We start from the raw sequence: 2179 nt of genomic DNA, 5'->3' as shown, positions 1-2179 counted from the left end.
TATTAACTGGCCGGAACAGCCGAAGTGATGACAGGGGCCTAGCGCCCCTTACTCACCCGCTTAGACGTCCGCGTCCAGATGCCGGAGGATTCGGTGTGGAATTTGGGGCAGGGGGAGAGTGATTTGGGGCTGTGATAGGTAAAAGCCCTCGTGAGGAGGGCTTTATTCTTTATTAAAAACTTAAATTAGGCAGCTTTAGAAATAGAGTCAAGACTTTTATCTAATTGACTGTTTAAATATTTAACTTTATTTACACATGACTCCATTTTATCAAGCAGTTCAAAAATTCTCTTAAAATCGTATTGTTGCGTCATATTAACTCCTTTAGGGGTAGGTAACTCACTCAGTTCAAATTTAAATTCAAATATAAGGTTTTTCGTCTAATGCGGATATTGCACCACATAAAGCATCATAATCATCAGCATCAATCGCTTTAGCTAGCGCATCAGCTAAATCTATATATTCATTTAGTTCTTTCAAAGCAGTTTTTTTTGTCAATTTTAAGAAGATCTGCGGCTAAGTTTGAAAAATCACGGTATAACTTCAATACAGATACCGTGTCAGAGAAGGTTGGGTTATTGCGCTGCAACTCGGGTATGGGCAATAATTTGGCCTTCTTCAGCATTGAACTGATTTCGCCAAAAATGGCGGAATAGAACTCATTAAACTTACGCACTGCACGTCTATGCACAATTTCTATTGAGTCTTTATTATCTTTGGTCACAAATTATACTCCATATATAATGCTTGACAGTAGGTTTTGCAAGGTATTCTTTGTAAATAAGGTTTAACTAGGCTTCATATTGTGGTACGCAACTAATAAATGTTATTATTTCAATTAATTGATTTTATTTAAGTTATTTATATGTAAGTCTTATATCATCTTAATAAATCAATCTAATTTCGCAATAATTATTAATTATATTTATCTAAATTCCGTATAGATATGCTGGAGCCATTAGAACTACATTTATAATCCTATAACAAGAGCGCCATTAATTATCTGTTCTGCTTATGTTCAGGGCACAACACACTACATCACTTCCATTAATATATGATCGGAATATTCTTAATCTGTGAAATGGAAAGAGCGCTAATTTATCGGCATGTGATAAAAAATATATTTCAAATTAACACTATGCTCGTGGGTGATATTATTGACGGGTTATTTTTATGATTGATATGGGTAGAAAAAGAGTTAAGGATTAATGGCTTCCTTGCCATTACTCTCCGGCTTTAACTTGCCTTGTTATTTGGCTTGTTAAGAGTAAGGGTCTCAATTCTAAGTATATTGTTACTGTCTTTCATTGTTGTAAAAGTTATATCTTCTCCTCTTGAATAATGGTGTAAGATGCCTGTATATTGCATTGATGCCATAACTGATGTTGAATTAGTAGCTAGTACAGTTAATGGAATTTTATCATACAAATTTACGGTCAAGGTAATGGTATCAGGAAGGCTGACGGTGACGTCAACTTCGCCGTCTTTTCTTAGTGTTATGATATTTATTTTAGCTGCGTTATAAGTTGTGCTTTTTGATGTATTAGACATAATATTATCCTTTTATTTAATAATTATAAGATTTTTTACTATCTTGATGAGTTTTTTTCGCCAGTTCAGACAGGGAAGCTTTAAAATTACTTATTCTCTGCCTTCGTGACTAATTTTGATACTACGTAAAAAAAAAGAAATTGAAAACATCTAATTATGTAAGGTGTTATCAGTAAATAATAGAAACTGACAAATTATAAAATTATTTATTTTTTCTACTTGAAAAATAAGAAATTTGTTATTTTATATTTATTTTATCATTTGTCACCATTGTTTTATATCTGATTTAATAATGATAAATAATATTATCTATTTTATTTTTTGGAATCAAAGAAAATGAAATTCTCTATAACCCCTTGATTTCCCTAATGTCTGGCACAGTGACAGAAATGAGTAAAATCAGCTACTTACGTAAATAGGACAATTATCCTCTTTTAACCCCTTGATTTCATTGAATTCCGTCTCTGTGCCGGAAATAAGCAAAATCAACAAGTTAGCAAAAGGTGGGATTTCTCACCTTTAACTTCTGCATGGTGCAGGTATCACCATGTTGATCATGCTTTTTGCTCATGTGAGATTTTCACAACTGAAAAATTTTTTGCAGTTGATGTTTTTGTACATGCGGGAT

At 32.9% G+C, this 2179-nt stretch carries 3 protein-coding genes; all 3 read right to left on the bottom strand.

The window, feature by feature from the left end:
* Positions 1-185: 185 nt before the first annotated feature.
* Positions 186-314, bottom strand: coding sequence for a hypothetical protein (locus tag PSI23_RS21105; RefSeq protein WP_273556914.1), 129 nt, complete (start codon positions 312-314; stop codon positions 186-188).
* Positions 315-463: 149 nt separating this feature from the next.
* Positions 464-724: a hypothetical protein gene (locus PSI23_RS21100; protein ID WP_273556913.1), complete on the bottom strand. Its 261-nt coding sequence runs from the start codon at positions 722-724 to the stop codon at positions 464-466.
* Between the two features lie 512 nt (positions 725-1236).
* On the bottom strand, positions 1237-1551 hold the full coding sequence (locus PSI23_RS21095; RefSeq protein ID WP_273556912.1) for a hypothetical protein: 315 nt from the start codon (positions 1549-1551) through the stop codon (positions 1237-1239).
* Between the last annotated feature and the right edge of the window lie 628 nt (positions 1552-2179).

Source organism: Xenorhabdus yunnanensis, assembly GCF_028598805.1.
Lineage (GTDB): Bacteria > Pseudomonadota > Gammaproteobacteria > Enterobacterales > Enterobacteriaceae > Xenorhabdus > Xenorhabdus yunnanensis.
Note: the sequence above shows the minus strand (reverse complement) of the source record. Positions and strands in the feature narration are given on the sequence as shown.

What these genes read in the sequence shown, in the direction of transcription:
- PSI23_RS21105 (WP_273556914.1), bottom strand. Translation starts at nt 314, where the DNA reads ATGACGCAACAATACGATTTTAAGAGAATTTTTGAACTGCTTGATAAA.
- PSI23_RS21095 (WP_273556912.1), bottom strand. Translation starts at nt 1,551, where the DNA reads ATGTCTAATACATCAAAAAGCACAACTTATAACGCAGCTAAAATAAAT.